Origin of the sequence: Colwellia marinimaniae, assembly GCF_002207865.1 — a bacterium.
Classification (GTDB): domain Bacteria; phylum Pseudomonadota; class Gammaproteobacteria; order Enterobacterales; family Alteromonadaceae; genus Colwellia; species Colwellia marinimaniae.
In genome coordinates this window covers 1-231 of record NZ_BDQM01000550.1, presented here as the reverse complement: position 1 = coordinate 231, position 231 = coordinate 1, and the positions used below count along the sequence as shown (strand labels likewise).

Here is a 231-nt window from a genome sequence, read left to right as displayed (position 1 = left end):
ATCTTGGAACAATGGTTAGAGAAAATTCATCCCGATGACTTTGAATTAGCCTCCAATCGATATAAAGCATCCTTGGTAACAGGAATACCATTTGAACTTGAATACCGGCGAAAAACCAAAGATGGAAACTGGTTATGGGTCCACACAGGCTGGGAATTTACAGCATGGGATGCGCATCATAAACCTATCTGGTGCACCGGCGTTCATACCGATATCACCCAGCGCAAACAG

Annotated in this window: 1 protein-coding gene; it reads left to right on the top strand. The window is 44.2% G+C overall.

Features of this window, described 5'->3' with window-relative positions; genetic code table 11:
- A partial coding sequence (locus MTCD1_RS20450) for a PAS domain-containing protein (protein WP_143760242.1) occupies positions 1 to 231 on the top strand: 231 nt, incomplete at both ends.